Source organism: Methylobacterium fujisawaense, from assembly GCF_039619325.1.
Taxonomy (GTDB): domain Bacteria; phylum Pseudomonadota; class Alphaproteobacteria; order Rhizobiales; family Beijerinckiaceae; genus Methylobacterium; species Methylobacterium fujisawaense.
Map to the genome: position 1 here is coordinate 2242973 of NZ_CP155000.1, position 23993 is coordinate 2266965.

Sequence of the window (23993 nt, forward strand, 5' to 3'; positions counted from 1 at the left end):
CTCGCCTGTAGAGTGTGGCTCTGATAAGCGGCAGGCATGACCGATCTGCCGAACGACGATAAGCCCGAGGCGGGCGCTGCCCGCCCGGCCCCCGAGTCAAACCAGGGCCAGGGCTGGACCCCGCCGACCGATGCGGGCAGTGCCGCGGACGCCCCTGACGCTCCGAGGAAGCCGACAGCCAAGGCGAAGGCGGGTGCCAAGACTGCGCAGCCGCAGCCGGCGACCCCGACCGAGGACGAGGGCGCTATCGAGACGCCGCCCGGCGAGCGTATCGCCAAGGCTATGGCACGGGCCGGCATCGCCTCACGGCGGGATGCTGAAGCGATGATCCTCGCCGGTCGCGTTAGCGTCAACGGCGAGACGCTGACCTCCCCCGCCCGCAACGTCACCGAGAACGACCGCATCCTGATCGACGGCGAACCGATGCCGTCGCGCGAACGGAGCCGCCTGTGGATCTTCCACAAGCCCCGGGGGGTGGTGACCACGGCCCGCGATCCCGAGGGTCGCCAGACCGTCTTCGAGGCGCTGCCCGAAGAACTTCCGCGGGTCGTCGCGGTGGGACGCCTCGACATCAACACCGAGGGTCTCCTGCTCCTGACCAACGACGGCGGCTTGGCCAAGGTGATCGCGCATCCCGACACGGGCTGGCTGCGCCGGTACCGGGTCCGTGCGCACGGCGACACCGATCAGGCGCAGCTCGACAGGCTGGCCAAGGGCGTGACCATCGATGGCATGGAATACGGCCCGGTGGAGGCCACCCTCGACCGCGTCCAGGGCGACAACGTCTGGCTGACGCTCGGCCTTCGCGAAGGCAAGAACCGCGAGGTCAAGCGTATCCTTGAGCATCTCGGCCTCTCGGTGAACCGGCTGATCCGGCTGTCCTTCGGCCCGTTCCAGCTGGGCGATCTGGAGGTCGGGCTGGTGGAAGAGGTGCGCACGCGCGTGCTGAAGGACCAGCTCGGCAAGAGCCTCGCCGAACAGGCGGGCGTGGATTTCGACAGCCCGGTCCGGGAACCGATCGCTCCCTTCGGCGAATCGCGACCGTCCGACCGGGAAGCTCGGGCTGCACAACAAGCTCCATCCCGGCGCAATGCTGCGCGTCCGGCACCGACGCCTCGGGTCTCGACAGGCGGTACCGGACCCGGACCCCGCAACTCCGCGTGGCGCGACGAGGACGCGACGAAGCCGCGGGGGACGCGCATCCCCCGCCGCGGTGCGGACCCTCGTGCGGCGCAGGCCGCCGCGGCCGAGCGGGGTCGCGAACGTGTCGGCTCGATCCGCACCGGCGAGCGCCGCGTCGTCGTCGAGCGCCTGACGGCGACGCCTGCGGAGCCAGCGCCCGTCGAGAAGCCGCGGCGCCGCTTTGCCGACAAGGCCGGACAGGAACGGCCGGAGCGCAATGCCGGCCCACGCGGCGAACGCGGCACCGGCGAGTGGAAGCGCCGGGAGACAGGGCGAGACGACCGGCCGCGCGGGGATACGCGCTTCGAGGATCGCCGCGACGGCAAGGCTGGCGATCGGCGCGAACGCGCATTCGACGGCAAGCCGGCCGACGGAGCGGCCCGAAAGGCCGGTTCGTTCCCGCCCCGGAAACCCGCCGCCGGTGGCGGCAAACCGGCCTTCGGAGGCCCGAAGCCGGGAGGCGCACGTCCCGGTGGATCCCGTCCCGGTGGATCCCGTCCCGGCGGCAAGCCAGGCGGCTTCTCTGGCGGCGCGCCCGGCAAGGGCGGCGGGCGACCGGGTGGTCGTCCCGGTGCCCCGCGCGGCGGAGCCAAGCCCGGCGGTGGCCGACCGCCACGCGGGACGCGATGAGGATCGTCGGTGGCGCTTGGCGGGGCCGCAGGCTCGCCACGCCGCGCACCGAAGCGATCCGGCCGACTTCGGATCGACTCCGGGAATCGCTGTTCAACGTGCTGACCCATGCCTACGAGCACGCTGTCGAGGGCGCTCAGGTTCTCGACCTGTTTGCCGGGACGGGCGCTCTCGGATTCGAGGCCCTGTCGCGGGGTGCCGCCTACGCGTTGCTCGTCGATGAGGGCGCCGAAGCCCGCGCGGTGATCCGCACCAATATCGAGGCGCTCGGGGCCGAAGGGGTGACGCGCCTGTTCCGTCGGGATGCGACCCGGCTGGGACCTGCAGCCTCGGCGGGCCCTTTCTCGCTCGTCTTCTGCGATCCACCCTACGGCAAAGATCTGGCGCCGCGCGCCCTCGAGAGCGCTGCCGCGGGCGGATGGCTCGCCCCTGGGGCTCTTGTCGTGGTCGAGGAGGCCGCAGCCGTCCAACTGGTCTGGCCCGCAGGCTTCGAATCGGTGGAACGACGCGTCTACGGCGACACGGCGGTGGCGATCGCACGATTTGGCGCCTGAGCCCCTCTAGGGAGCTTCGACCATTTCCTCTGCGGAAACCGTCAGCTCAGCGCCGAAATGGATAGCCAGCCAGACGGTGGGAGACGCGGTCCAGTGGACCCGGTGCCGACGGTGCGGAGCGATCATCACGGCATCGCCAGCGACGAGGCGACGCGGGGCCGACTCGTCGGCGAACAGGAGGTCGGCCGCGCCCGTCAGGACGGCGACCCACTCGGCGTGTGGCTGATCGTAGTAGAAGCCCGGCGGGCTCGCTTGCCCGGTCGAGACGATGCGCTCCACCCGGAGACCCGGGCTGGCCACCAAGACCGACACGACCTCATCGGCTGCGCCCAGCGGCAGATCGGCCAGCAGATTGGTCACGGTCGTCGGTCGTTCGGCCATGATCCATCCCCGGCAGATCTCACGCGGCGCTAGGCTGGAGCGCCGCGCCGGCCCGATCTCACGCGTTGCGCGTTGCGGTGGGAGACTGAGGCGCCGCTTCGTCCGCCGATCGCAGCTGGCCGATCCGCGCGGCGGATTTCACCAGCGAGAGCACGTCGCGGCGCATCTGATCGTCGGCGATCTGATTGTAGGCCCGCAGGATCTCGACGGCGCCGGCCACACGAAGCAGCGCCGGGCCATTCTCCGTCGAAGCCTCGGGCTCGGGCTCGAAGAAGCTTGAGACCGGAACGCCGAGTCGCTCGGCGATTGCCTGCAGACGGCCGGCTCCGACCCGGTTCTTGCCGGTCTCGTACTTCTGGACCTGCTGGAAGCTGACACCCAATGCACTGGCCAGGGCCGACTGGCTCAATCCGTTAGCGGCCCGAAGGAACGCGATGCGGCTGCCGACCCCGTGATCAATGGCTGTCGTCTGCTTCGGCTTGGGGGTTGGGTTCGCCATCGTTGGTAGTCCGGATGTTCTTAAATGTTGGCAGGCTTGCTCGCCCGGATCCGGGGCGCCAATCACAACTGACAGGTGCAACATTGCGCCGCGAAGATCCAGACGTGACATCTGTTAGTGCCACAGGTCAGCCGCGCGTGCAACGAATGGTTACGCTTTCAAAATCTTGAGCCCGGAAGACTCCCGGGCGGGCCTCTCAATGACCACGACATGAACAACTAAATGATCATCCGCGATCATACAAAAGTGATCGAAATCGACTAGAGCCCCGCATTCGAAAACTGCAGCGCGCTATTGAGTTGCCTGCTCCACGCTCGCCCGGGAATGCCGATCCACGGGGACACGGCGTGACACACAGAGATTCGACCCGGAAATCGCAGCCGTTCGGCGGCGATGCGGTCACGCCGCAGGACCGAGCCAGTCGGTGACGATTCGCAATTGCTCGTCGTCCAGCAATGCAGGCGCATGGCCGCATTGGGGGATCTCGACGCGCCGTGTCGGGGGTCCCCTGCGGGTCATCTCGTCGGCGGTCGAAGCGAGGAGCAAGTCCGAATGCTCTCCGCGCAGGAGCAGGACGGGACAGGTTATGACGTCCCAGTCGCGCCACATGCTGACACTGTAAACCCGGCCGGGCCGGAACGCGTCGCCGATCCCGGGATCGTAATGGGGCCGCCAGCCGCCGTTCGGCTCCTGGTGGAAGCTGTACTTGGCGATGTGGCGCCATTGCTCGTCGGTGAGCGGTCCGAATGCGCCCAGCACCGTGCGCAAGCGCGACTCGCCCGAGGCCAGGTTATGGTGAAGCCGGGGCGCGTCGCGCAGGCGCGAGCCGATCTCGCGGATGGGCGCCCAGGGTAGAAACGGGCCGATATCGTTGATCACCATCCGGCGGATCGGAGAGCGTGCGGCGGCGGCCAGGACCATTCCGGTGAGACCGCCGAGGGAGGTGCCGACCCAGTCGATCTTTCCTTGTATCCGGAGATGCGCGATGAGCGCCGCCATGTCGGCGGCGTATTGCGGCAGGCCGTAGAGTTCCGGATCCTTCAACCAGCCGCTGAGGCCGCGCCCGGGCAGGTCGGGACAGACGACCCGGTAGCCCAGCTTCGCCAGCCGATAGCCGAGCGCGTCGAAGTCGCGACCCTGGCGGCTCAGGCCGTGCACGCAGATCACCACGTGCGGGCTGTCCGCTTCGCCCCACTCCACGTAAGCGATGCGATGGAAGTCGTGCGGCGCATAGGCCTGGAAATGGCCTGTCCGGAACGGCACATCGGCGCGACTCAGATCGTCGAGCCGCGGCTTCGTCTCGGGTCCGGAAGCCGGCGCCGCGCCAGCGGCGGTCACGGAGTCTCCGTGCGCGCGGCGGCCTCGCGGGCGAGGCGGCTGGCCGTCTGATGGAGGTCAACCATCTGGTCGGTGAGCCGACGCGCCTGCTCCTGCAGGAACGCGATGTTCAGCGCCACGACCTCGCGGGCATCGGCTGCCGCGGCAAGGCGGTCCGCGAAATCGAGGCCCGCACGGACATTCGTGTCCGAGGCCACGAGCATCCGGTGGCCGATCTCCCGCATCGCCGCCATGGTATGGACGGCGTTGTCCTCAACGGCATTGTAGAGCCGCGCGCCGGCATCGTCCCATTGCTCGCGCATCGTGCGGGCACCGGCCGCATGACCATCGGCGAGATGGTGCGCGGTCTCGCGGCTCGAGCCCATGACCGCGCGCCAGCCCGCGAAACTCTGCGCGGCCGACGCCTCGAAGGCGTTCAGCGCCATCTCGCCGGCCTCGGCGAAGCGCTCATACGCCTCGCGCGCCCGGGCGACACTGCTCTCGGCCATGGCGCGGCCGGTCTCTTTGGAGACCATCGGCAGGTTGTCGTTCCCCACTGTCGTCTCCCGCAGATCGGACGATCGCATCCGGCCTCGGCCGCGCACGGCCAAGGATAGGGCATCCGACAGGGTTGTCTTCGCGTCAATCGCGCCCGGTAACAGAATCCGCGCGCGGCCCACGCTGTCACGGCAATCGCAATTGACAGGTGTGACGGCCGCGAAATCATCGTCGCACGGAGCGCACGCCACGCTCACCGCCCGATCAGAAGGCAGCAAGTGTCGATGATGGAGACCGGACCGATCCCCGCCGAGGCTCGCGAGGCCGGCCTCCACCCGTTCGAGGTCGGGCTCGGCCGCCGGCCAGCCAACTACGTCGCGCTGACCCCGGTGAGCCTGCTGGCGCGCGCCGCCGCCGCATGCGGGGCACGGATTGCGGTCATCGACGGAAGCCGCCGCTTCACCTATGCGGACCTGTACGGGCGCTGCCGCCGCCTCGCCGCGGGCCTCGCCGGTCGGGGCATCGGATCGCTCGACACCGTCGCGATCCTGGCACCGAACGTGTCCGAGATGATCGAGGCGCATTTCGCCGTCCCGATGCTCGGCGCGGTCCTCAATCCGCTGAACACCCGTCTGGACCCGGCGACGATCGCGTTCTCGCTCCGGCACGGCGGAGCCCGGGCGCTCATCGTCGAGGCCGAGTACGCCGCGCTGGCCGCGCGGGCGCTCGCCGATTTCGCCGAGCCCGTCCTGGTGGTGGCGATCGGCGAGACCGGCATCGACGGGGCTGTGCCCTACGATTCCCTGCTCGCCGAAGGCGATCCGGACTATGCCTGGGTCGGTCCAGAGGACGAATGGCAGTCGCTCTGCCTGCTCTACACGTCGGGAACGACCGGAGATCCGAAAGGCGCCGTCTACAGCCATCGCGGTGGCTATCTCCAGGCTCTCGGCAACGCCGTGACCTTCGGGCTGACCGACGCGAGCGTGTATCTCTGGACGCTGCCGATGTTCCATTGCAGCGGCTGGTCGTATCCCTGGGCCAGCGTTGCCGCTTGCGCCACGCAGGTCTGCCTCCGGAAGGTCGAGCCGGCGTCCATCTTCCGGCTGATCGCCGAGCACCGGGTGACGCATCTGTGCGGCGCACCGATCGTCCTGTCCATGATCGCCCACGCGCCGGCCCACGACCGCGTGCCGTTCCCGCAAACGGTGCGCTGCGCGGTCGGCGGCGCGGCGCCCTCCTCGACGATCATCCGCACCATGGAGGATCTGGGCTTCCAGGTGACGCATCTCTACGGGGCCACCGAGAGCTACGGGCCCGCGACGGTCTGCCTGGCACAGCCGGATTGGGCCGACCTTCCCGAAACCGAACGATACGCCCGTATGGCCCGTCAAGGCGTGCCGCTGGCGACCCTGGAGGCCGTAAGCGTCGCCGACCCGGCAACCGACGCGCCGGTGCCGCGCGACGGCGTATCGGTCGGCGAGATCCGGCTGCGTGGCAACACGGTGATGAAAGGCTATCTCGGCAACCCGGACGCGACGGAGCAGGCGCTCGCGGGCGGCTGGTACCGGACCGGCGACCTCGCGGTCTGGCACCCGGACGGGTCGGTGGAGATCAAGGACCGGGCGAAGGACATCATCATTTCGGGCGGCGAGAACATCTCCAGCCTGGAAGTGGAGGAGGTGCTGATGCGCCACCCCGCGGTGATGCTCGCGGCCGTCGTGGCCAAGCCGGACCCGACCTGGGGCGAGAGCCCCTGCGCCTTCCTGGAGCTGAAGCCCGGCGCGACGGAACCCGCCGACCAGGAGTTGATCGCCTTCTGTCGCGAGCGGATGGCGCGCTTCAAGGTGCCGAAAACCGTCGTGTTCGGGCCGTTGCCGAAGACGTCGACGGGCAAGATCCAGAAGTTCGTCCTGCGCGAGCAGGCGCGGGCTCTCTGAGCCACGCCCGTCCGGCGCGTCGGAACGGGTCACGTCACCATGCAGCCCCTAGAGGCCGGAGACGAGGTGGCCCCCGTCGACCGCGACGACGCTGCCGGTCATGTAGGCGCCGGCATCCGAGGCGAGCAGGAGGAGCGGCCCGTCGAGTTCCGCCGCCTCGCCCAACCGACGCTGCGGCACGCGCTTGATCAGCGCCTTGCCGGCGTCGGATTCGAAGAAGGCGTCGTTCAGCTCGGTCTTGATGTAGCCCGGAGCAAGCGCGTTCACCCGAATCCCGTGGCGCGCCCATTCGAGTGCCAGACTCTTGGTGAGCTGCACCACGGCCGCCTTGGAGGCGGCGTAGGGCGCCAGTCCGCCGGTCACCCGCAGCCCGAGGATCGAGGCGATGTTGACGATGCTGCCGCCCGCGCCGTGTCGGACCATGCGACGCCCGGTTGCCTGAGCCACGAGCCAAACCCCCTTGAGGTTCGTGTCGAGCACGGCGTCCCAGTCGGACTCGTCGAGATCGAGGGCCGGTTTCGTCGCCGTCACACCGGCATTGTTCACCAGGACCGCCACGGGTCCGAACCGCGATTCAGCGGCATCGAGCGCCCGCTCGACGCTCGCGGCGTCGGTGACGTCCATGACGACGGCATGGGCCTCTCCGCCTTCGGACGTGACGCGGGTGACGGTTTCGGCGAGGGCATCGGCCCGGCGGGCCCCCAGCGACAGGCGGGCCCCGGCGCGGGCGAGAGTTCCGGCGAAGTGACGGCCGAGGCCGCTTGAGGCGCCGGTGATGAGGACGTGACGGCCGGCGAGATCGAATGGGCCCGTCATCTCAGCGCACCGACGCGACGGCCGGAGCCGCGCTCCGCTTGTGTTCGGCGTCGCGGCACGGGCCGCTGATGAGGATATCGATCATGGCTCTGCGCCTCCCCTGCATGCACCGGCGATCCGCGGCCGCCGGCTCCCCGGTCTTCGCGCCGAGGCATCGACCGTTCTTTTGGACCGCCCCTGCCCGGTAGGCCAGCCAGACCGGCGAAGCCGTCACCTCATCGGCGGCCAAACAGCCGCTCGATATCGGCGAGCTTCAGCTCGATCGAGGTGGGACGTCCATGGTTGCACTGCCCGGAATTGGGCGTGGCTTCCATCTCGCGCAGGAGGGCGTTCATCTCCTCCGGTCGCAGCCGCCGCCCGGCGCGGATCGAGCCGTGACAGCTCATGCGCGACAGGACCGCGTCGAGGCGCCGGCCGAGCGGGCCGCCCTCCGCAGCCGGGACGCCGCCCTCCTCGTCGCCGCTGGCCTCAAGGGCGTCGAGGATGTCGGTGACGAGGTCGCGAGTCGAAGCGCCGAGCAGCGCGGCCGGCACCTCGCGCACGAGCACCGCCCCCGGCCCGAAGGCCTCGATGGCGAGACCCAGCCGCTCGAGGTCCGGCGCCGCGGCGACCAGCCGGTCCGCCTCCTCGGGGCTCATCTCGACCACGTCGGGGATCAGCAAGCCCTGGCGGGCGATGCCGCCCGTTTCCCGCTCGGCCTTCATCCGCTCGTAGACGAGCCGCTCGTGCGCGGCGTGCTGATCGACGATGACGAGGCCGTCGCGGGTCTGGGCGAGGATGTAGGTTTCGTGGATCTGCGCCCGGGCGGCGCCGAGGGGATGATCCAGCGTCTCCGTCGGGTCGTCGGCGACGCGGATATCGGCCTGGGGCGGTGCCGACACCGGGGCCGGATCCGGGCCTGCGAACACGGCCTGCGCAGCCTCGCCGAATCCCGCCGGCGCGGCCGGCACAGGCTGCGGCGCACGCCACGCGGTCTGCGGACGGTAGCCTGACGGTGCCGCGACCGACGGCGTGCCCACCGGAAACAGGCCCGGTCGCGTCGGTCGGAACAGGCTCGGGGCGGCAGCGCCGCTATGGGTCGCGAGCGGCGGACCGGCGGGGCGCAGGGCGTCGAGAGTCCGCGCGGCGCCGGTGGTGGCCGAACGGGCGCCGCCGCGGCGCAGGGCGTCGTGGATCGCGCTCACGATCAGCGCCCGCACGAGGCCCGGCTCGCGGAAGCGCACCTCGGTCTTGGCCGGGTGGACGTTAACGTCGACGCGGTCCGAGTCGCACGCGATGGAAAGGCCGAGCACCGGATGGCGGTCGGAGGCCAGGGTGTCGGCGTAGGCGCCGCGGATCGCGCCCAGCAGGAGCCGGTCGCGCACGGGGCGCCCGTTGACGGCAAGGTGGATATGGGTCGCCGCGCCGCGATGATAGGTCGGCAGGCCGACATGGCCGTTCACGGCAAAACCTTCCCGGGCCAGGGAGACCGGCAGCGCATTGGCGAAAAAGTCGGGCCCCAGAACAGCGGCGAGCCGGCGCAGCTCCGCCTCGGGTCCGGTCTCCGCGGGCAGGACCAGGGGCTGCCCGGCATCGGCGCGAAGGGTGAAGCGGATCCCGGGCTGCGTCGCGGCGAGCCGGCGCAGCGTCTCGGCGACGGCGGTGTTCTCCGCCCGGTCCGATTTCAGGAACTTGAGCCGTGCCGGTGTCGCGGCGAACAACTCGGTCACTTCGATCCGGGTCCCACGCTGCGCCGGTGCCGGACGGACCTGACCCTTCAGCCCCGCCTCGACCGTCAGGCTAGCCCCGGCCTCGGCATCCGGGGTCCGGGTGACGATGGCGAGCCGCGACACCGCGCCGATCGACGGCAGCGCTTCGCCGCGGAACCCGAGGGTGGCGATCGCCGTGAGGTCGCCGCCCGGAAGCTTTGATGTGGCGTGCCGCTCCACCGCGAGGTCAAGATCGTCCGGCGTCATGCCACGGCCGTCATCGACGACCCGGATCAGCCGCCGTCCCCCGGCCTCGATGGTGACCTCGATGGCACGGGCCCCGGCATCGATGGCATTCTCGACCAGCTCCTTCACGGCCGAGGCCGGGCGCTCAACCACCTCGCCGGCCGCGATGCGATCGACGAGCACGGGGTCGAGGCGACGGACGGACGGCACGTGCAGGGCGGTGGACATCGCCACGGAGAATAGTCCCTGCGCCGCGGTGATCCAATCACGCTGCGCAGTGCGGATTGGGAATCAGGCGCGGCGCAGTGATCCGCCCAGAGAAATCCGGCCGCCGCCGCTGCGCGTCCCCTGGCTTGTCGCCACCTGGGGCCGGCGCGACAGGTCGAACAATGCGTTGCCGACGACGCCTGCCGTCCGCCGCAGGGTGGCACCGTCGCAGGTCGACGCAACGCGAACGCCGATCGCATGGGTGTGACTGCGGCCGTAGAGCCAGACCGCGAGCCGCGCCCGGGTTGCCTCCGGGATGCCCTCAAGGAGAAAGACCGCGCCCTCAGGATCGGCCTTGATCAGGCGACCGACGACGTCCGGTGCCACCGGGCACTCGAGGGCGGGATCGTCGATGCTGAGCGTCCGGTCCTGAGTCATAGCGCCCCCTGGCAGCGTCAAGCCGTCAGCGTGGGCGGTCTTGGTTAACGAATGCTCACCGCACGACGTCGGAAACGCAGACCGCCTGCGAAGCCGCTCATCTTCGGCTCGCCGTGATGCAGCCCGACGCCATGCGCCCGCATCTTCGGAACCCTAGTCAGTCCGTCTCCGGTGACGGTGCGGGCGCTACAACGGCCGGCGGACAACCCGGGCGATCAGCCCGATGATGCCCTCCCGGAACAGCAGCACGCAGAGCACGAACACACAGCCCTGGATGATCGTCACCCAGGCCCCGAACTGCGCGAGGTAGGTCTCCATGGTGACGATCACCAAGGCCCCCACGATCGGTCCGAAGACCGTGCCCATGCCGCCCACGAGCGTCATCAGCACGACCTCGCCGGACATCGACCAGTGCACATCGGTGAGCGAGGCGAGCTGGAAGACGATCGCCTTGGTGGAGCCCGCGAGTCCGGCAAGGGTCGCGGACAGGACGAAGACCGCGAGCTTGTACTGGCTCGCCCTGTAGCCGAGGGAGATCGCCCTGGGTTCGTTGTCGCGGATCGCCTTCAGCACCTGCCCGAAGGGCGAGTGGATGATCCGGTAGATCAGCAGCATCCCCGCCATGAAGATTACGGCGACGACGGCGTACATCGCCCGGTCGTCCGCGAGGCTGATCGCGCCGAACAGGTTGCCGCGGGGCACCGCCTGGATGCCGTCCTCGCCGCCGGTGAACTTCGCCTGCAGGGAGAAGAAGAACACCATCTGGGCGAGCGCCAGGGTGATCATCGAGAAGTAGATGCCCTGCCGGCGGATCGCCAGGGCGCCGAAGACCAGACCCAGCAGGGCCGCCGTCACCGTGCCGCTGAGGATCGCCAGTTCCGGCGTGAAGCCGAGCTGCTTGGCCGTGTAGGCGCAGAGGTAGCTCGCCATGCCGAAATAGGCGGCATGACCGAAGGACAGCAGGCCGCCGTAGCCGAGCAGCAGGTTGAAGGCGAGCGCGAACAGCGCGAAGCACAGCACCTTCATCAGATAGACGGGGTACAGGACGAGCGGCGCTACGATCAGCAGCAGCGCGATGCCGATGAAGATCAGGCGATGGAGCGCCTTGTCGTCCCGGCTCGTCGGGAGCGCGGCGGCGATCGGGGCGGCCTCGAGGGCGGCGGTGTCGGCCATGGGTGTCGAGCCTCAGTTCGCGGTCAGGCCGTGCGCCCGAACAGGCCGGCGGGTTTGACGAGCAGCACCAGCACCATGATCACGAAGATCACGGTGGCCGACGCCTCCGGATAGAACACCTTGGTCAGCCCCTCGACGAGGCCCAGGGCGAAGCCCGTGATCACCGACCCGATGATCGAGCCCATGCCGCCGATCACCACCACGGCGAAGACCACGATGATGATGTCGGCGCCCATGTTGGGGTTCACCGAGTAGATCGGCGCGGCGAGCACCCCGGCGAAGCCTGCGAGCGCGACGCCGAACCCGTAGGTCAGCGTCAGGAACAGCGGCACGTTCACCCCGAAGGCCTGGACGAGCGTCGGATTCTCGGTGGCGGCCCGGAGATACGCGCCGAGCTTGGTCTTCTCGATGACGAGCCAGGTGGCGATGCAGACGGTCAGCGACGCGACCACCACCCAGGCCCGGTAGTTCGGCAGGAACATGAAGGGCAGGCGCTGGCCGCCGGAGAGCTCCGCCGGGATCGCGTAGGGCAGCCCCGAGACGCCGTACTGGTTGCGGAACAGGCCCTGGATGATCAGCGCCAGCCCGAACGTCAGCAGAAGTCCGTAGAGGTGGTCGAGCTTGTAGAGCCGGGCGATGAGCACCCGCTCCAGCACGATGCCGAAGGCGCCCACCACGAGGGGCGCGAGACCCAGCGCCCACCAGTAGCCCAGGCCCACATAGGTGAGCAGCATCCAGGCCACGAACGCGCCCATCATGTAGAGCGCGCCGTGGGCGAAGTTGATGATGTTCAGGAGCCCGAAGATGATGGCGAGCCCCAGCGACAGGATCGCGTAGAACGAGCCGTTGATCAGGCCGAGCAGCAATTGCCCGAACAGGGCCTGCGTCGGCACTCCGAAGATCGTGGTCATGGCCGTTCTCCGCGCCCCGATCCCACCGTCAACCCTTCACGAGGGGGCAATTGCCCTCGTTGAGCGGCCGGAAGACCTGATCGCCCGGGATCGTCTCGAGCTTCTTGTAAAGATCCCACTCGCCCTTCGACTCGGCGGGCTTCTTGACCTCGAACAGGTACATGTCGTGGATCTTGCGGCCGTCCGCGCGGATCACGCCCTTGCCGAACAGCGGATCGTCTGTCGGCATCGCCTTCATCTTGGCGACCGTGGCGGCGCCGTCGGTGGTGGATTTCAGCTCGGCCACCGCCTTCAGGTAATGGAGCACGTCCGAGTAGACGCCGGCATGGTTGGCGGTGGGCTTCGAGCCACCCTTCATCTGCTTGGCGAAGCGGTCCGAGAAGGCCCGGGTCTGGTCGTTCAGGTCCCAGTAGAACGGCTCGGTGAGCACGAGACCCTGGGCGACCTTGGTGCCCAGCGAATGCACGTCGGAGGAGAAGACCAGAAGGCCGGCCAGCGCCTGCCCGCCCTCGGTGATGCCGAACTCGCCCGCCTGCTTGATCGCGTTGATCGTGTCGGTTCCGGCATTGGCCAGGCCGATGACCTTGGCGCCCGAGCCCTGCGCCTGGAGCAGGAAGGACGAGAAGTCCGAGGTCGGGAACGGCGTCTTCACCGAGCCGACGACCTTGCCGCCGTTCTTGGTGATCACCGCGCTGGTGTCGCGCTGAAGCGTCTGTCCGAAGACGTAATCGGCCGTGAGGAAGAACCACGTATTGCCGCCGCGCTTCACCATGGCGCCGCCGGTGCCGTTGGCCAGCGCCACCGTGTCGTAGACCCAATGGATGGTGTTCGGCGTGCATTGCGGGCCGGTGAGGTCGGCGGTGCCGGCGCCGGTGTCGATGAAGACCTTGTTCTTCTCCTTGGTGACCTGGCTGATGGCCAGCGCCACCGAGGAGGTCACCCCGTCGGTGATCATGTCGACGTTGTCGCGGTCATACCATTGCCGGGCGATGGCCGCCCCGACATCCGGCTTGTTCTGGTGATCGGCCGAGACGATCTCGACCTTCAGGCCGTGAGCGTCCGGCTTGAAGTCTTCGACGGCGAGCTTCGCGGCCACGACCGAGCCCTCGCCGCTGATGTCGGAATAGGCGCCCGATCGATCGCCCAGGATGCCGATCTTCACGTTCGTCTGCGCAGCAGCGGTGCCCATCATCAGGGCGCCGGCGAGGGCGGCGAGGGTCGCGGGCCGGGCGATACGTCCGAACATTTTCGTTTCCATCCTTGTAACGGCGCAGCGGATCTCCGCCAGCCGAGTATCGGGGCGCCGATTGTTGGCGCTTCTACGGTTTTTGCGAACGGGCTTCAGACGCCGAGATAGGCGTGGAGCTTGTCGATATTGGCGTCAAGCTCGGCATTGGGGATCATATCGACCACCCGCCCCTGCTCGATCACGAAATGCCGGTCCGCCAGGGTCTGGGCGAAGCGGAAGTTCTGCTCCACCAGAACGATGGTGTAGCCTTGCGCCTTCAATTGCTGGATGGTCCGGCCGATCTGCTGGACGATGACCGGCGCCAGTCCCTCCGTCGGTTCGTCGAGGAGGATCAGCTTGGCACCGGTGCGCAGGATGCGTCCGATCGCCAGCATCTGCTGCTCGCCACCGGAGAGCTTGGTGCCCTGGCTGCCGGCGCGCTCCTTCAGGTTCGGGAAGAGCTGATGGATCTCGTCCACCGACATGCCCCCCGGCTTCACCCGCGGCGGCAGCATCAGGTTCTCGTGGACCGTGAGGCTCGCGAAGATGCCCCGCTCCTCCGGGACGTAGCCGATTCCGAGGCGGGCGATGTTCCGGGACGCCATGCGGATGGTCTCGACACCGTCGTAGACGATCGAGCCGGCGCGCTTGCCGAGGATGCCGATGATGGCCCTCAGCGTCGTGGTCTTTCCGGCGCCGTTGCGCCCGAGCAGCGTGATGACTTCACCGGTCCGGACATCGATGTCGATCCCGTGGAGCACGTGGCTCTCGCCGTACCAGCCTTCCAATCCGCGGACGGTGAGGAGCGCGCCGGTCGCGGCCGCCGGAGGTGTCTTGAGAGCCGCCTCACGCATGTCCCGCCCCGATATACGCTTCGACCACACGCGGATCCTTCGAGACCGTGGCGTAGTCCCCCTCGGCCAGCACCTGGCCGCGGGCCAGCACGGTGATCCGGTCCGAGAGGGAAGCGACCACCGACAGGTTGTGCTCGACCATCAGGATCGTCCGGTCCTTCGAGACGCGCCGAATGAGCGCGGCGGTCCGGTCCACGTCCTCGTGGCCCATGCCGGCCATCGGCTCGTCGAGGAGCAGCATCTCGGGATCGAGAGCGAGCGTGGTTGCGATCTCCAGCGCGCGCTTGCGGCCATAGGACAGCTCGACCGCCAGTACGTCGGCGAACTCCGAGAGTCCGACCGCGTCGACCAGTTCGAGCGCCTCGCCGTTCAGCGCACGCAGGACTCGCTCGGGCCGCCAGAAATCGAAGGAATCGCCGCGCCGCCGCCGCTGCAGGGCGATGCGGACATTCTCCATCACGGTGAGATGCGGGAAGACCGCCGAAATCTGGAACGAGCGGACGAGCCCCAGCCGGGCGACATCCGCCGCCTTGAGGCCGGTGATGTCGCGATCCTTGTAGCGGATCGTCCCCGAGGTCGGGATCAGGAACTTGGTGAGCAGATTGAAGCAGGTGGTCTTGCCGGCGCCGTTCGGCCCGATGAGCGCGTGAATCGTGCCGCGCTCCACCTGCAACGCCACGCCGTTGACGGCCCGGAATCCACGGAATTCCATCGTCAGGTCATCGGTCGCCAGGATTACATCCCGTGCCAAGCGTGTCCCTCCCGGGTTTGATTTCTTGCCGCCATATCGCCGATCCGTGACGGTACAGTCCATCGCAATCGCCGGGGACCACGCGACAATCCCCCGTCAGTGATATCTGTCGCCGACCGTGTCGCGACGGTCGCTCGACCGAACTTGACCACGCGCCGCCCTCTGATTAACTCAGACAAATTCCGGTGGCGCTATCCTGGGGAGACACGGCATGGACGGTCGCGCGGCCTACATCGCCGTCGACTGGGGCACCACGAACCGCCGGGCCTTCGCCGTGTCGGGCTCGGGAGCGGTGCTCGACAGCCTGCAGGACGGACGCGGGATCCTCTCCCTGGCGCCCGGCGACTACCCCGCGGAGATCGCGGATCTGCGCGCGCGGCTGGGGCCTCTTCCGGTCATCGCGGTCGGCATGGTCGGATCCAACCGGGGCTGGCTGGCGGCGCCCTACATCGCCGCGCCGGCAACCCTCGCGGCCCTGGCGAAAGCCTGCGTGGAACCCGCACCCGACGTGCGGATCGTCCCCGGCGTCGCCCTGCGTGACGGACAGCGTCCCGATGTGATGCGGGGGGAAGAGGTCCAGGTCTTCGGTGCGATCGAAGCGGGTTCGGCGCCGCCGACGGCCTTGTTCTGTCAGCCGGGCACACACAACAAGTGGATCGAGACCGTCGATGGTGCGATCACGGATTTCACCACCGTGATGACCGGAGAGATCTTCGCCCTGCTTCGCGCACAGGGCATCCTGGCGGGGATGCTCGACGGTGAGGTCGGGAACAGAGCCGCCTTCCGCGCGGGCGTCGGACGGGGCCTCGCCTCCCGAAACCTCGCCGCGACCCTGTTCGAGGTCCGCTCGGGACTGCTGCTCGACCGCCTCGCCCCCGATGACGCGGCCTCCTACGCCAGCGGCATCCTGATCGGCGCCGATGTCGGCACCCGGGACGACCTCCAGGGCCGACCGGTCCATCTGCTCGGCGGCGGTCCCCTGGCCGCGCTGTACGCCGCCGCCATCGCGCAAGCGGGCGGGACTGCGGTGATCGTGCCGGACGGTTCCACCACGTCCGGTATCCACGCCATCTGGAGTCTGCGGACATGACCATCCACGACCGGTTCGAGGCGGCCTTCGCGGGCTGCCCGCTCGTGGCGATCTTACGGGGACTCACGCCGGACGAGGCGCCGGCGATCGGGGAGGCCCTGGTCGGGGCCGGGTTCACCCTCATCGAGGTGCCGCTCAACTCGCCGGACCCGCTGCGGAGCATCGCGGTGCTCGCTGAGCGCCTCGCCGGACGGGCGCTCGTCGGCGCCGGCACCGTTCTCAGCCGATCGCAGGTCGCCGACGTCGCGGCCGCCGGCGGAGGCCTCGTGGTGTCGCCGAACGCCGATCCGACGGTCATCGGCGCGACCGTCGCGGCCGGTCTCGTTTCCCTCCCGGGCTATCAGACACCCACGGAGGCCTTCGCGGCCCTGGCGGCCGGCGCCACCGCGCTCAAGCTGTTCCCGGCGGACGTCGCGACGCCTCTGGCGCTCAAGGCGCATCGCGCGGTTCTGCCGCCGGTCACCCGAGTCCTGGCCGTCGGCGGAATCCTGCCCGAGACGATCGCGGGCTGGCGACAGGCCGGAGCCGATGGTTTCGGCCTCGGCTCCAATCTCTACCGCCCCGGCAAGGGGGCGGCCGACGTGGCGCGCGATGCTGCGGCCTACGTGGCGGCATTGCAGCGATCTGCCTGAAGACACGTACGGGGTCCCGACGGCTTGGAGCGGCGCCGAGGCTCGCCTATCAGCCTCTCGCGTCGGATAGGTCGGGAGTGGTAGATGATCGGTGACACTGCGGTATCGCCCGGTGGCGGCGGTTTCGACGGGCTGGAGACACCGTGCCTCCTCCTGGACGCCGACATCCTGCAGGCGAATGTCGACAGGATGCGCAGGCATCTCGACGGGCTGGGCGTCGCCCTGCGCCCGCATCTCAAGACGGCCAAATCCCTCGAGGTCGCGCGCCGGGCGATGGCCGGTCCCGCTGGGCCCGCGACGGTCTCGACGCTCCGGGAGGCCGAGTATTTCGCCGAGGGCGGCGTGCGCGACGTGATCTACGCCGTCGGCATCGCACCGCAGAAGCTCGATCGGGTCGGAGCCATCCGACAGCGCTGGAGGGCGGATCTGGCGATCGTCCTGGATTCGGCAGCCCAGGCCGAGGCTGTGGCGGCCTGGAGCCGGCGCAGCGGCGATGCCCTGCCGGTGCTGATCGAGGTGGATGCCGATGGACATCGCTCCGGGGTCGGGCCGCGGGATGCCGAAACGCTCGTCGCCATCGGCCGCGCGGTCGCGGACGGCGCGAGCCTGCGCGGCGTGCTGCTCCATGCCGGCGACAGCTATGGGCTGAGCGATCCCGCCGCCCTTCGTCGGGCGGCCGAGGCCGAGCGCGTGGCCGCCGTCGCGGCGGCCGAGATCCTGCGCGGCGCCGGCCTCCCCTGCCCTGTCGTGAGCGTCGGATCGACACCCACCGCCCGGTATGCGGAGACCCTCGCGGGCGTCACGGAGGTGCGCGCCGGCGTGTTCATGATCGGCGACTTGTTTCAGGCGGGCGTCGGCTCGTGCACGATCGACGACATCGCCCTCACCGTTCTCGCGACGGTGATCGGGCATCAACGGGACAAGGGCTGGATCATCACCGACGCGGGATGGATGGCACTCTCGCGTGATCGTGGCACCGCGCGGCAGGCGGTCGATCAGGGTTATGGCTTGGCCTGCGACATCGCCGGGCGCCCCTATCCGGACCTGATCGTGCGGGACGCCAATCAGGAGCACGGGATCGTCGCGGTGCGGAAGGGCGCTGCCGCCGGGCTTCCCGACCTTCCGGTCGGCGCGCGCCTGCGGATTCTCCCGAACCATGCCTGCGCCACGGGTGCTCAGCACGATCGCTACCACGTCGTCGCCGATGGCCGCCTCTCCGGAGAGGTCTGGCCGCGCATCAACGGCTGGTGAGGCGCGGCGCCGCGCCTAGCGGCGATTTGCGATGTTCCCTTTCGACCGGTCGGAACGGTCGACGACCGTCCGGCAGGCGGAACTCAACGCCACCCGATTCTCCCGCAGGCAGAGGGTGATAGCGCCCGCATTGGGAATCTGAGAGGCGCAGAGGCGCATCACGTCCGGCGTGCAGGCGGCCCGCTCGGCCCCCGTTTCCGCGAACGCCGAAGCCGTGCCGAGGAGGACGACGAACAGTGCGAGGGGGGCGGACTTCATCGCGGTGGGTTCTCCTGAACGGGTCGGGTCGGCGTGCGGCCAAGCCTCGGCATCGGGCGAGAACGTCGACGCCGACCGAGATATCCCGTCACGCTTGTTTCAATCTGACGCAGGGGCGCCGCTCAAGACTACGCAGAGCGCAGGCTCAAGGACGCTCCTGCCGCGTAATCGTTCCAGTGGTGGCCGGCTCGATCAGTGCGGTGCCGACGACCGGTTGCGTTTTCCGCCGGTCGACCTTGTCCGCCGAGACGAGGGCGGCGGCGATCAGGGCCGACACCGCCAGCGTCGCCTTCACCACGTCCCAGACCCGCGCGAGCATGGCCGAACCCTTCCGATGTCACCGAATGCAAGCGGCGGATCCGCGTCGATCATCCGCGCACTTCGGATCCTCGACGGTGGCCGTTCCCAAAACCTTTCCTGCTCGACCGAGACCTGCAGATCGACGGTACCGTGATGCAATCAGGTCTCACTTCGACGTCGGCCGAGCGGCCGCCTCGGCGGCCAGGGCTTCGAAGACCAGCGCGTGGCGCCGCGCGAGGGCCTCGACATCGTGGGTGTATCCGCCGCCGATCACCGCAGCGAGCGCGATCCCGCGCGCGCGAGCCTCGGCCACGACGAAGCGGTCGCGGGCGAGAAGGCCATCATCGGTGAGGCAGAGTCGGCCGAGGCGGTCGTCGCGATGCGGATCGACGCCGGCATTATAGAAGACGAGGTCCGGCGCGAATGCGTCGAGCAGCGGCGGCAGACGGGCACGCAGAACAGCGAGGTAGCCGGCGTCGTCGAGCCTGTCCGGCAGGCCGATATCGAGGTCGCCGGCGATCTTCTGGGCTGGATAATTGTTTTCGCAATGAATCGAGAAGGTGAAGAGCTCCGGGCTTCGGGCGAGACAATCGGCGGTGCCGTCGCCCTGATGCACGTCGAGATCGACCACGAGGACGCGCCGGACCAGCCCCTCGGCCTGGAGCGTCCGCGCCGCGACGGCCACGTCGTTCAGCACGCAGAAGCCAGCACCCTGCTGGCGCCGCGCGTGATGGCTGCCGCCAGCGGCGCTGCCCGCCAGACCTTCCGCCAGGGCGAGGCGCGCGGCCAGGAGGGTGCCGCCCACCGATGCGCGCGAGCGCCGGACGAGGGCCGCATCGACCGGTAGCCCGATGGCCCGCTCGATCTCAGGACCGACATCGCAGGCCAGCACCGCATCCACATAGGCGGCATCGTGAGCCCGGATCAGGATGTCCGCCCCGGCCGGCTCCGGCGCGACGAAACCGAGCGGAGCCAGCCCCTTCGCGATCAGCGTCTCTGCGAGCAGGCCGTACTTGCGCATCGGAAACCGATGGCCGACCGGGAGGGACGCCTCATAGGCCGGGTGGAAGGCGATCGGGGGAGTCACGCAGGGTGCCCGAGATCGTTCAGGATAGCGTCGGCGAGCGCCAGCCCGCTGTCGTAGGCCGCCTCGATCCGGGCCCCCAGGCACCAATCCCCGGCCGCCCCGAGTCGGCATGCCGGATCGTACAGGCAGGGCACCTGCAGGGCGTTCTCGACCTGCGCGTAGCGCCAGCGATGGGCTTCCATGTGGGACGGTCGAAGTTCGGTGCCGAGGCAGTCCCGGGTGGCGCGGACAAGTTCGGCGACGATCGTCTCACGCGGCGCTTCGAGATGCCGGCGCGACCAATCCGGGGTCGCGTGGACCGTGAGCCGGATCCCGGGGGGCCGCCCGAGCTTCGACGAATCGCACGCGATCAGGCCGATCGGACCGGCCCCCGGCTCGATCAGGTCCTCCGGCGGGGACATGTCCGCCGCGATCATGAAAGACCAGCAGGGTGCGTATGAAGCGCGGGCGATGTCCGGGAGGGTGACGCCGGATGCCGCGAGCAGCATCATGACCTGCGGCGCCGGGACGGTGATCGCCACCGCGTCGAACGGCCCGTGAACGGTGCCGGACGCGTCCTCCAGCCGCCAGTGTGCCCCATCTCGGTGAAGACGCAGGATGGTCGTGGCGCTCTGAACCGGAAGACCCGACAGCAGGTCGCGCACGGGCTCGACCATGCTCGGCACGCCGACAGACCGTTCGGAACCGGCCCAGGGCGCAACGATGCCGCTTCGCGCCCATCGATCGATCTGACCCGCGAAGGCGGTACCGCGCGCGCGCATGAATTGAGCGCCATGGTCGAACTGGAGATCACCGACGCGCCGGGTTGCCATCCGACCGCCGACGCCGCGTCCCTTGTCGAACACCCGCACCCGCAGGCCCGCCTCGGCAAGGTGGCGTGCCGCAGTTGCGCCGGCCATGCCCGCGCCGAGAACCGCGACGATCCCACGCTCGTTCAAGTCCCTACTCCGCTCCGCAGGACGGCCAAACCGGCCGCGTTGCAGCACAGATAGGGGTCAGCGATCAGGAGATCAGGGCGACCGAACTTCGCGCGTCGATGGGATTCGCGCGGACCTCGGGTCGCCCCTCTTGGAACTGCCGGACGGGATAGGTTGCGCGATCGCCAGACGGCCATGGTGCGGGTAGAGGGAATCGAACCCCCACGCCTTGCGGCTGGCGATTTTGAGTCGCCCGCGTCTACCAGTTCCGCCATACCCGCGTACGGAGGGCTCTTCGCATAGGACGGCGGGTCCGGCCAAGTGTTGTTTTTGCGGTGGGCCCCGATCTGGCCAAGGCGGGACGCCTATGCTCAAAGGGCGACCGACCGCTCACTTCGGGACCTTGCATGCTCCGCCGGCTGTACGCGTGGATCCTGGCCCTCAGCGACAGGCCGTCCGCGCCCTATGCGCTCGGCGCTGTGGCCTTCGCCGAAAGCTCCTTCTTCCCGGTTCCGCCGGACGCGATGCTGGTGCCCATGGCGGTCGCCCGACCGGACCGGGTCTGGCTCTACGCCACGATCACCACCGTCGCCTCGGTCATCGGCGGACTCGTGGGCTACGCGATCGGGGCCCTCCTGTTCGATTCCCTCGGGGAATGGCTCATCCGCCTCTACGGATTGCAGAACTCCGCCGCGACCTTCCAGGATTCCTACGCGCGCTACGGCCACTGGGTGATCCTGCTGAAGGGACTCACGCCGATCCCCTACAAGCTCGTCACGATCACCTCGGGCTTCGCCCATTACAGCCTGTTCTGGTTCACGGTTCTGTCGATCGTGACCCGCGGCGCGCGCTTCTTCATCCTGGCCGGATTGCTTGGACGCTACGGCGTCCAGATTCGGGCCGTGCTCGACCGGCACCTCAACGCGGTTGCGGCGATCTCCGTCGCCGTCATCGTCCTCGGCTTCCTGCTCTTCAAGGTGATCCTGTAGCGATGAATACGGCGGCCGCCCTGCGCCTCAAGACCGCTGGCCTCTGGCTGGCAATCGCTTCCGCCCTCACCGTCGGAGCCGCGCTCGTTCTGCAGTACGGATACGGCTACGCGCCGTGCAAGCTCTGCCTGACAGAGCGGCTGCCCTATTACGCCGCGATCCCCCTGGGCCTTCTGGCCCTGTTCCTGCCGGAGCGCCTGGCACGGATCGCCCTCGGGCTGGCCGCCCTCGGCCTCCTCTACGGCGCCGGCATCGGGGTCTACCACGCCGGCGCGGAATGGGGCTTCTGGCCGGGGCCGGCCGATTGCGGGGGCGGCACCGGGACGAATCCGGGCCAGGTCGGCGACTTCCTCAACGCGCTCCAGACCACGAAGGTCGTCGATTGCTCGGTGGCGGCGCTGCGGGTGGCCGGGATCTCGCTCGCCGGCTGGAGTGCCCTTGTCTCGGCTGTGCTGGCGTCGTTCGCGGGGACCGCCGCCCTGCGGCCCTGAGGCTCGGGGCGGGTCTGGTATCCGCTCAGTTCCGGTCGTCCGGCAGGACCGGGATCGCCGCCACCTCGATGCCCTCGTCGATCAGCGCGCGCGCCTCCGCGGGGGTCGCCTCGCCATAGATCGAACGGCCCTCGGTCTCCCCGTAATGGATCCTGCGCGCCTCTTCGGGAAAGCGCGCGCCGACGTGCTCGGCATTGGCCACCACATGCTCCCGGAGCGCGCGCAGCATCGCCCGCAACTGACGCTCCGGCTCGGCGACCATGGTCACCGGCGCTTCCGCCTCCGCCTTCGCGGGCGGCGCGGGTGCGCGCGCCCGATCCGTGCGGGCGACGCTCGGCACCATCAGGGCCTTGCTGACCTTGGCGCTGTCGCAGACCGGGCACGTCACGAGCCCGCGTTCGACCTGCGTGTCGTAGGAGTCGGAGGACGGGAACCAGCTCTCGAAGCCGTGTCCGGCCTCGCAGACGAGACTGTAGCGGATCATTCTGTCGCTTGCTGTGCTGCCTGATGCGCCGCTTGAGCCTGGGAAGAGACGCGCTCGATGGTGAAGGGCCGACCGTGCTGCAGCGAGGGGATGCGGGCCCGGGACTCGGCGACCTGCGCGAGGTCGATCTCCGCCAGAATGATCCCGGGCTCGGCCCCGCCGGCATCGGCCAGCACCCGGCCCCAGGGATCGACGATCAGCGAATGGCCGTAGGTTTCGCGTCCGTCCTCGTGCAGGCCGCCCTGCGCCGCCGAGATCACGAAGGCGCCGGTCTCGATGGCGCGCGCCCGCTGCAGGACGTGCCAATGGGCCTCCCCGGTCTGACGGGTGAAGCAGGCGGGTGCCGTCAGCACGTCCGCGCCCGCTTCGGCGAGGGCGCGGTACAGGGCGGGAAATCGGATGTCGTAGCAGATCGTCAGGCCGAGGGTGGCCCACGGCGTCTCGGCGAGGACCGCGCAGGCACCTCCGGAATAGGTGGCGGATTCCCGCCACCGCTCGCCGCTCGGCAGGTCGACATCGAAGAGGTGCAGCTTGTCGTAGGACGCCAGGATCGCGCCATCGGCGCCGATCAGGTAGGCCCGGTTGGCGATCTTGTCGCCGGACCGGACTGCGATCGAGCCGATCTGGACGACCGTGCCGGTCTGGCGCGCGGTCTCGCGGAGGGCCGCCAGGGTCTGGTCCTGCTCCTCGGCGGTGACGTGGGCGAACAGGCGCTCGCGGCTCCGCTCCACCAGGGATGTCATCTCGGGAGTCTGCACGTAGGCCGCGCCCCGGGACGCCGCTTCGCGCACACCCGCCACGGCCGCGTCGCGGTTCGCCGCAGGGTCGCGCCCCGACCGCATCTGCACGCAGGCGGCCGTGAAGCGGGACTCAGGCATCGGCCGTATCCTTGAGCAGCGGGTCGAGCTTGCCCGCCCGGTCGAGGGCGTACAGGTCGTCGCAGCCGCCGACATGCGTGGCACCGATGAAGATCTGAGGCACGCTCGTACGGCCGCCCGCGCGCTCGACCATCGCGGTTCGAGCGCCCTGCGCGCGTTCGACGTCGATCTCCTGGAAGGCCACGCCCTTTTCCTTCAGCAGGCTTTTGGCCGCCGAGCAGTAGGGACACCAGCCCGTGGTGTAGATTGTGACCGGCTGCATCGCGAACGTCGTCCCGACCGTGAACTCCCGCCATATAGGAGTGC

Annotated in this window: 27 protein-coding genes and 1 tRNA gene; 8 read left to right on the forward strand and 20 right to left on the reverse strand. The window is 69.3% G+C overall.

Annotation, left to right across the window (positions count from 1 at the left end; all coding sequences use genetic code 11):
* Window positions 1–36 precede the first annotated feature (36 nt).
* Together ABC766_RS10630 and rsmD are read left to right on the forward strand one after the other, a co-directional pair.
* Window positions 37–1812 carry a pseudouridine synthase gene (locus tag ABC766_RS10630; RefSeq protein WP_342140743.1) on the forward strand — a complete coding sequence of 592 codons (1776 nt, stop codon included), beginning with the start codon at window positions 37–39 and terminating at the stop codon, window positions 1810–1812.
* The gene (gene rsmD / locus ABC766_RS10635; protein ID WP_287090693.1) at window positions 1809–2366 is read left to right on the forward strand and encodes a 16S rRNA (guanine(966)-N(2))-methyltransferase RsmD; all 558 of its coding nucleotides are present in this window, start codon (window positions 1809–1811) and stop codon (window positions 2364–2366) included. The genes ABC766_RS10630 and rsmD overlap by 4 nt, the downstream gene beginning before the upstream one ends.
* 6 nt (window positions 2367–2372) lie before the next feature.
* Here rsmD and ABC766_RS10640 read toward each other — a convergent pair whose 3' ends face one another.
* The 4 genes from ABC766_RS10640 to ABC766_RS10655 form a co-directional block, all read right to left on the reverse strand.
* Entirely contained in the window at window positions 2373–2747 is a 375-nt protein-coding gene (locus tag ABC766_RS10640) for a cupin (RefSeq protein ID WP_075381492.1), read from the reverse strand.
* Between the two features lie 58 nt (window positions 2748–2805).
* Complete coding sequence (locus ABC766_RS10645) at window positions 2806–3246, reverse strand: helix-turn-helix domain-containing protein (RefSeq protein ID WP_043754937.1); 441 nt, start codon at window positions 3244–3246, stop codon at window positions 2806–2808.
* A gap of 399 nt (window positions 3247–3645) precedes the next feature.
* Window positions 3646–4584, reverse strand: a complete 939-nt coding sequence (locus tag ABC766_RS10650; protein WP_342140742.1) for an alpha/beta hydrolase — start codon at window positions 4582–4584, stop codon at window positions 3646–3648.
* Window positions 4581–5120 carry a phasin family protein gene (locus ABC766_RS10655; RefSeq protein ID WP_287090696.1) on the reverse strand — a complete coding sequence of 180 codons (540 nt, stop codon included), beginning with the start codon at window positions 5118–5120 and terminating at the stop codon, window positions 4581–4583. Before ABC766_RS10655 ends, ABC766_RS10650 begins: the two co-directional genes overlap by 4 nt.
* Before the next feature lie 225 nt (window positions 5121–5345).
* On the opposite strand from ABC766_RS10655, the gene ABC766_RS10660 reads away from it, so the two are divergent.
* Window positions 5346–6998: an AMP-binding protein gene (locus ABC766_RS10660; protein WP_182592451.1), complete on the forward strand. Its 1653-nt coding sequence runs from the start codon at window positions 5346–5348 to the stop codon at window positions 6996–6998.
* Between the two features lie 48 nt (window positions 6999–7046).
* On the opposite strand, the gene ABC766_RS10665 is transcribed toward ABC766_RS10660, so the two are convergent.
* From ABC766_RS10665 to ABC766_RS10700, 8 genes are all read right to left on the reverse strand, one after another.
* The gene (locus ABC766_RS10665) at window positions 7047–7814 is read right to left on the reverse strand and encodes an SDR family NAD(P)-dependent oxidoreductase (protein WP_287090697.1); all 768 of its coding nucleotides are present in this window, start codon (window positions 7812–7814) and stop codon (window positions 7047–7049) included.
* Between the two features lie 215 nt (window positions 7815–8029).
* On the reverse strand, window positions 8030–9976 hold the full coding sequence (gene mutL, locus ABC766_RS10670) for a DNA mismatch repair endonuclease MutL (RefSeq protein ID WP_345822729.1): 1947 nt from the start codon (window positions 9974–9976) through the stop codon (window positions 8030–8032).
* A 63-nt stretch (window positions 9977–10039) separates the two neighbouring features.
* Window positions 10040–10342, reverse strand: a complete 303-nt coding sequence (locus ABC766_RS10675) for a hypothetical protein (RefSeq protein WP_244538817.1) — start codon at window positions 10340–10342, stop codon at window positions 10040–10042.
* Between the two features lie 237 nt (window positions 10343–10579).
* Entirely contained in the window at window positions 10580–11566 is a 987-nt protein-coding gene (locus ABC766_RS10680; RefSeq protein WP_278306473.1) for a branched-chain amino acid ABC transporter permease, read from the reverse strand.
* Window positions 11567–11589: 23 nt separating this feature from the next.
* On the reverse strand, window positions 11590–12477 hold the full coding sequence (locus ABC766_RS10685) for a branched-chain amino acid ABC transporter permease (protein WP_043380394.1): 888 nt from the start codon (window positions 12475–12477) through the stop codon (window positions 11590–11592).
* Between the two features lie 28 nt (window positions 12478–12505).
* Window positions 12506–13723, reverse strand: a complete 1218-nt coding sequence (locus tag ABC766_RS10690; RefSeq protein WP_043348643.1) for an ABC transporter substrate-binding protein — start codon at window positions 13721–13723, stop codon at window positions 12506–12508.
* A gap of 95 nt (window positions 13724–13818) precedes the next feature.
* Window positions 13819–14559, reverse strand: coding sequence for an ABC transporter ATP-binding protein (locus tag ABC766_RS10695; protein ID WP_043348642.1), 741 nt, complete (start codon window positions 14557–14559; stop codon window positions 13819–13821).
* Window positions 14552–15310, reverse strand: coding sequence for an ABC transporter ATP-binding protein (locus tag ABC766_RS10700; RefSeq protein WP_345822156.1), 759 nt, complete (start codon window positions 15308–15310; stop codon window positions 14552–14554). The genes ABC766_RS10695 and ABC766_RS10700 overlap by 8 nt, the downstream gene beginning before the upstream one ends.
* 211 nt (window positions 15311–15521) lie before the next feature.
* Between ABC766_RS10700 and ABC766_RS10705 the strand changes: the two genes are divergently transcribed.
* From ABC766_RS10705 to ABC766_RS10715, 3 genes are all read left to right on the forward strand, one after another.
* Complete coding sequence (locus ABC766_RS10705) at window positions 15522–16400, forward strand: 2-dehydro-3-deoxygalactonokinase (protein WP_345822157.1); 879 nt, start codon at window positions 15522–15524, stop codon at window positions 16398–16400.
* A complete protein-coding gene (locus ABC766_RS10710; RefSeq protein WP_345822158.1) occupies window positions 16397–17032 on the forward strand; it encodes a 2-dehydro-3-deoxy-6-phosphogalactonate aldolase in 636 nt (211 codons plus the stop codon). The genes ABC766_RS10705 and ABC766_RS10710 overlap by 4 nt, the downstream gene beginning before the upstream one ends.
* 84 nt (window positions 17033–17116) lie before the next feature.
* Entirely contained in the window at window positions 17117–18283 is a 1167-nt protein-coding gene (locus ABC766_RS10715; RefSeq protein ID WP_345822159.1) for an alanine racemase, read from the forward strand.
* Between the two features lie 15 nt (window positions 18284–18298).
* On the opposite strand, the gene ABC766_RS10720 is transcribed toward ABC766_RS10715, so the two are convergent.
* The 5 genes from ABC766_RS10720 to ABC766_RS10740 form a co-directional block, all read right to left on the reverse strand.
* Window positions 18299–18541, reverse strand: a complete 243-nt coding sequence (locus ABC766_RS10720; protein WP_043380408.1) for a hypothetical protein — start codon at window positions 18539–18541, stop codon at window positions 18299–18301.
* A 145-nt stretch (window positions 18542–18686) separates the two neighbouring features.
* The gene (locus ABC766_RS10725) at window positions 18687–18860 is read right to left on the reverse strand and encodes a hypothetical protein (protein ID WP_342140734.1); all 174 of its coding nucleotides are present in this window, start codon (window positions 18858–18860) and stop codon (window positions 18687–18689) included.
* Window positions 18861–19007: 147 nt separating this feature from the next.
* Window positions 19008–19928 carry a histone deacetylase gene (locus ABC766_RS10730; protein ID WP_342140733.1) on the reverse strand — a complete coding sequence of 307 codons (921 nt, stop codon included), beginning with the start codon at window positions 19926–19928 and terminating at the stop codon, window positions 19008–19010.
* Window positions 19925–20866, reverse strand: a complete 942-nt coding sequence (locus tag ABC766_RS10735) for an NAD(P)/FAD-dependent oxidoreductase (protein WP_345822160.1) — start codon at window positions 20864–20866, stop codon at window positions 19925–19927. The genes ABC766_RS10730 and ABC766_RS10735 overlap by 4 nt, the downstream gene beginning before the upstream one ends.
* A gap of 175 nt (window positions 20867–21041) precedes the next feature.
* A tRNA-Leu gene (locus tag ABC766_RS10740) sits at window positions 21042–21126 on the reverse strand.
* A 126-nt stretch (window positions 21127–21252) separates the two neighbouring features.
* Here ABC766_RS10740 and ABC766_RS10745 point away from each other — a divergent pair.
* A complete protein-coding gene (locus ABC766_RS10745) occupies window positions 21253–21834 on the forward strand; it encodes a YqaA family protein (RefSeq protein WP_043353820.1) in 582 nt (193 codons plus the stop codon).
* Window positions 21835–21836: 2 nt separating this feature from the next.
* The gene (locus tag ABC766_RS10750; protein WP_043380413.1) at window positions 21837–22325 is read left to right on the forward strand and encodes a disulfide bond formation protein B; all 489 of its coding nucleotides are present in this window, start codon (window positions 21837–21839) and stop codon (window positions 22323–22325) included.
* Between the two features lie 25 nt (window positions 22326–22350).
* Here ABC766_RS10750 and ABC766_RS10755 read toward each other — a convergent pair whose 3' ends face one another.
* From ABC766_RS10755 to grxC, 3 genes are read right to left on the reverse strand one after another with little or no spacing between them, the layout of a single operon-like run.
* Window positions 22351–22809 (reverse strand): DUF1178 family protein, encoded by a 459-nt coding sequence (locus ABC766_RS10755; protein WP_043353816.1) that lies wholly within the window; start codon window positions 22807–22809, stop codon window positions 22351–22353.
* Window positions 22806–23687: a carbon-nitrogen hydrolase family protein gene (locus ABC766_RS10760; RefSeq protein WP_345822161.1), complete on the reverse strand. Its 882-nt coding sequence runs from the start codon at window positions 23685–23687 to the stop codon at window positions 22806–22808. The genes ABC766_RS10755 and ABC766_RS10760 overlap by 4 nt, the downstream gene beginning before the upstream one ends.
* On the reverse strand, window positions 23680–23949 hold the full coding sequence (grxC, locus tag ABC766_RS10765) for a glutaredoxin 3 (protein ID WP_043353813.1): 270 nt from the start codon (window positions 23947–23949) through the stop codon (window positions 23680–23682). The genes ABC766_RS10760 and grxC overlap by 8 nt, the downstream gene beginning before the upstream one ends.
* Between the last annotated feature and the right edge of the window lie 44 nt (window positions 23950–23993).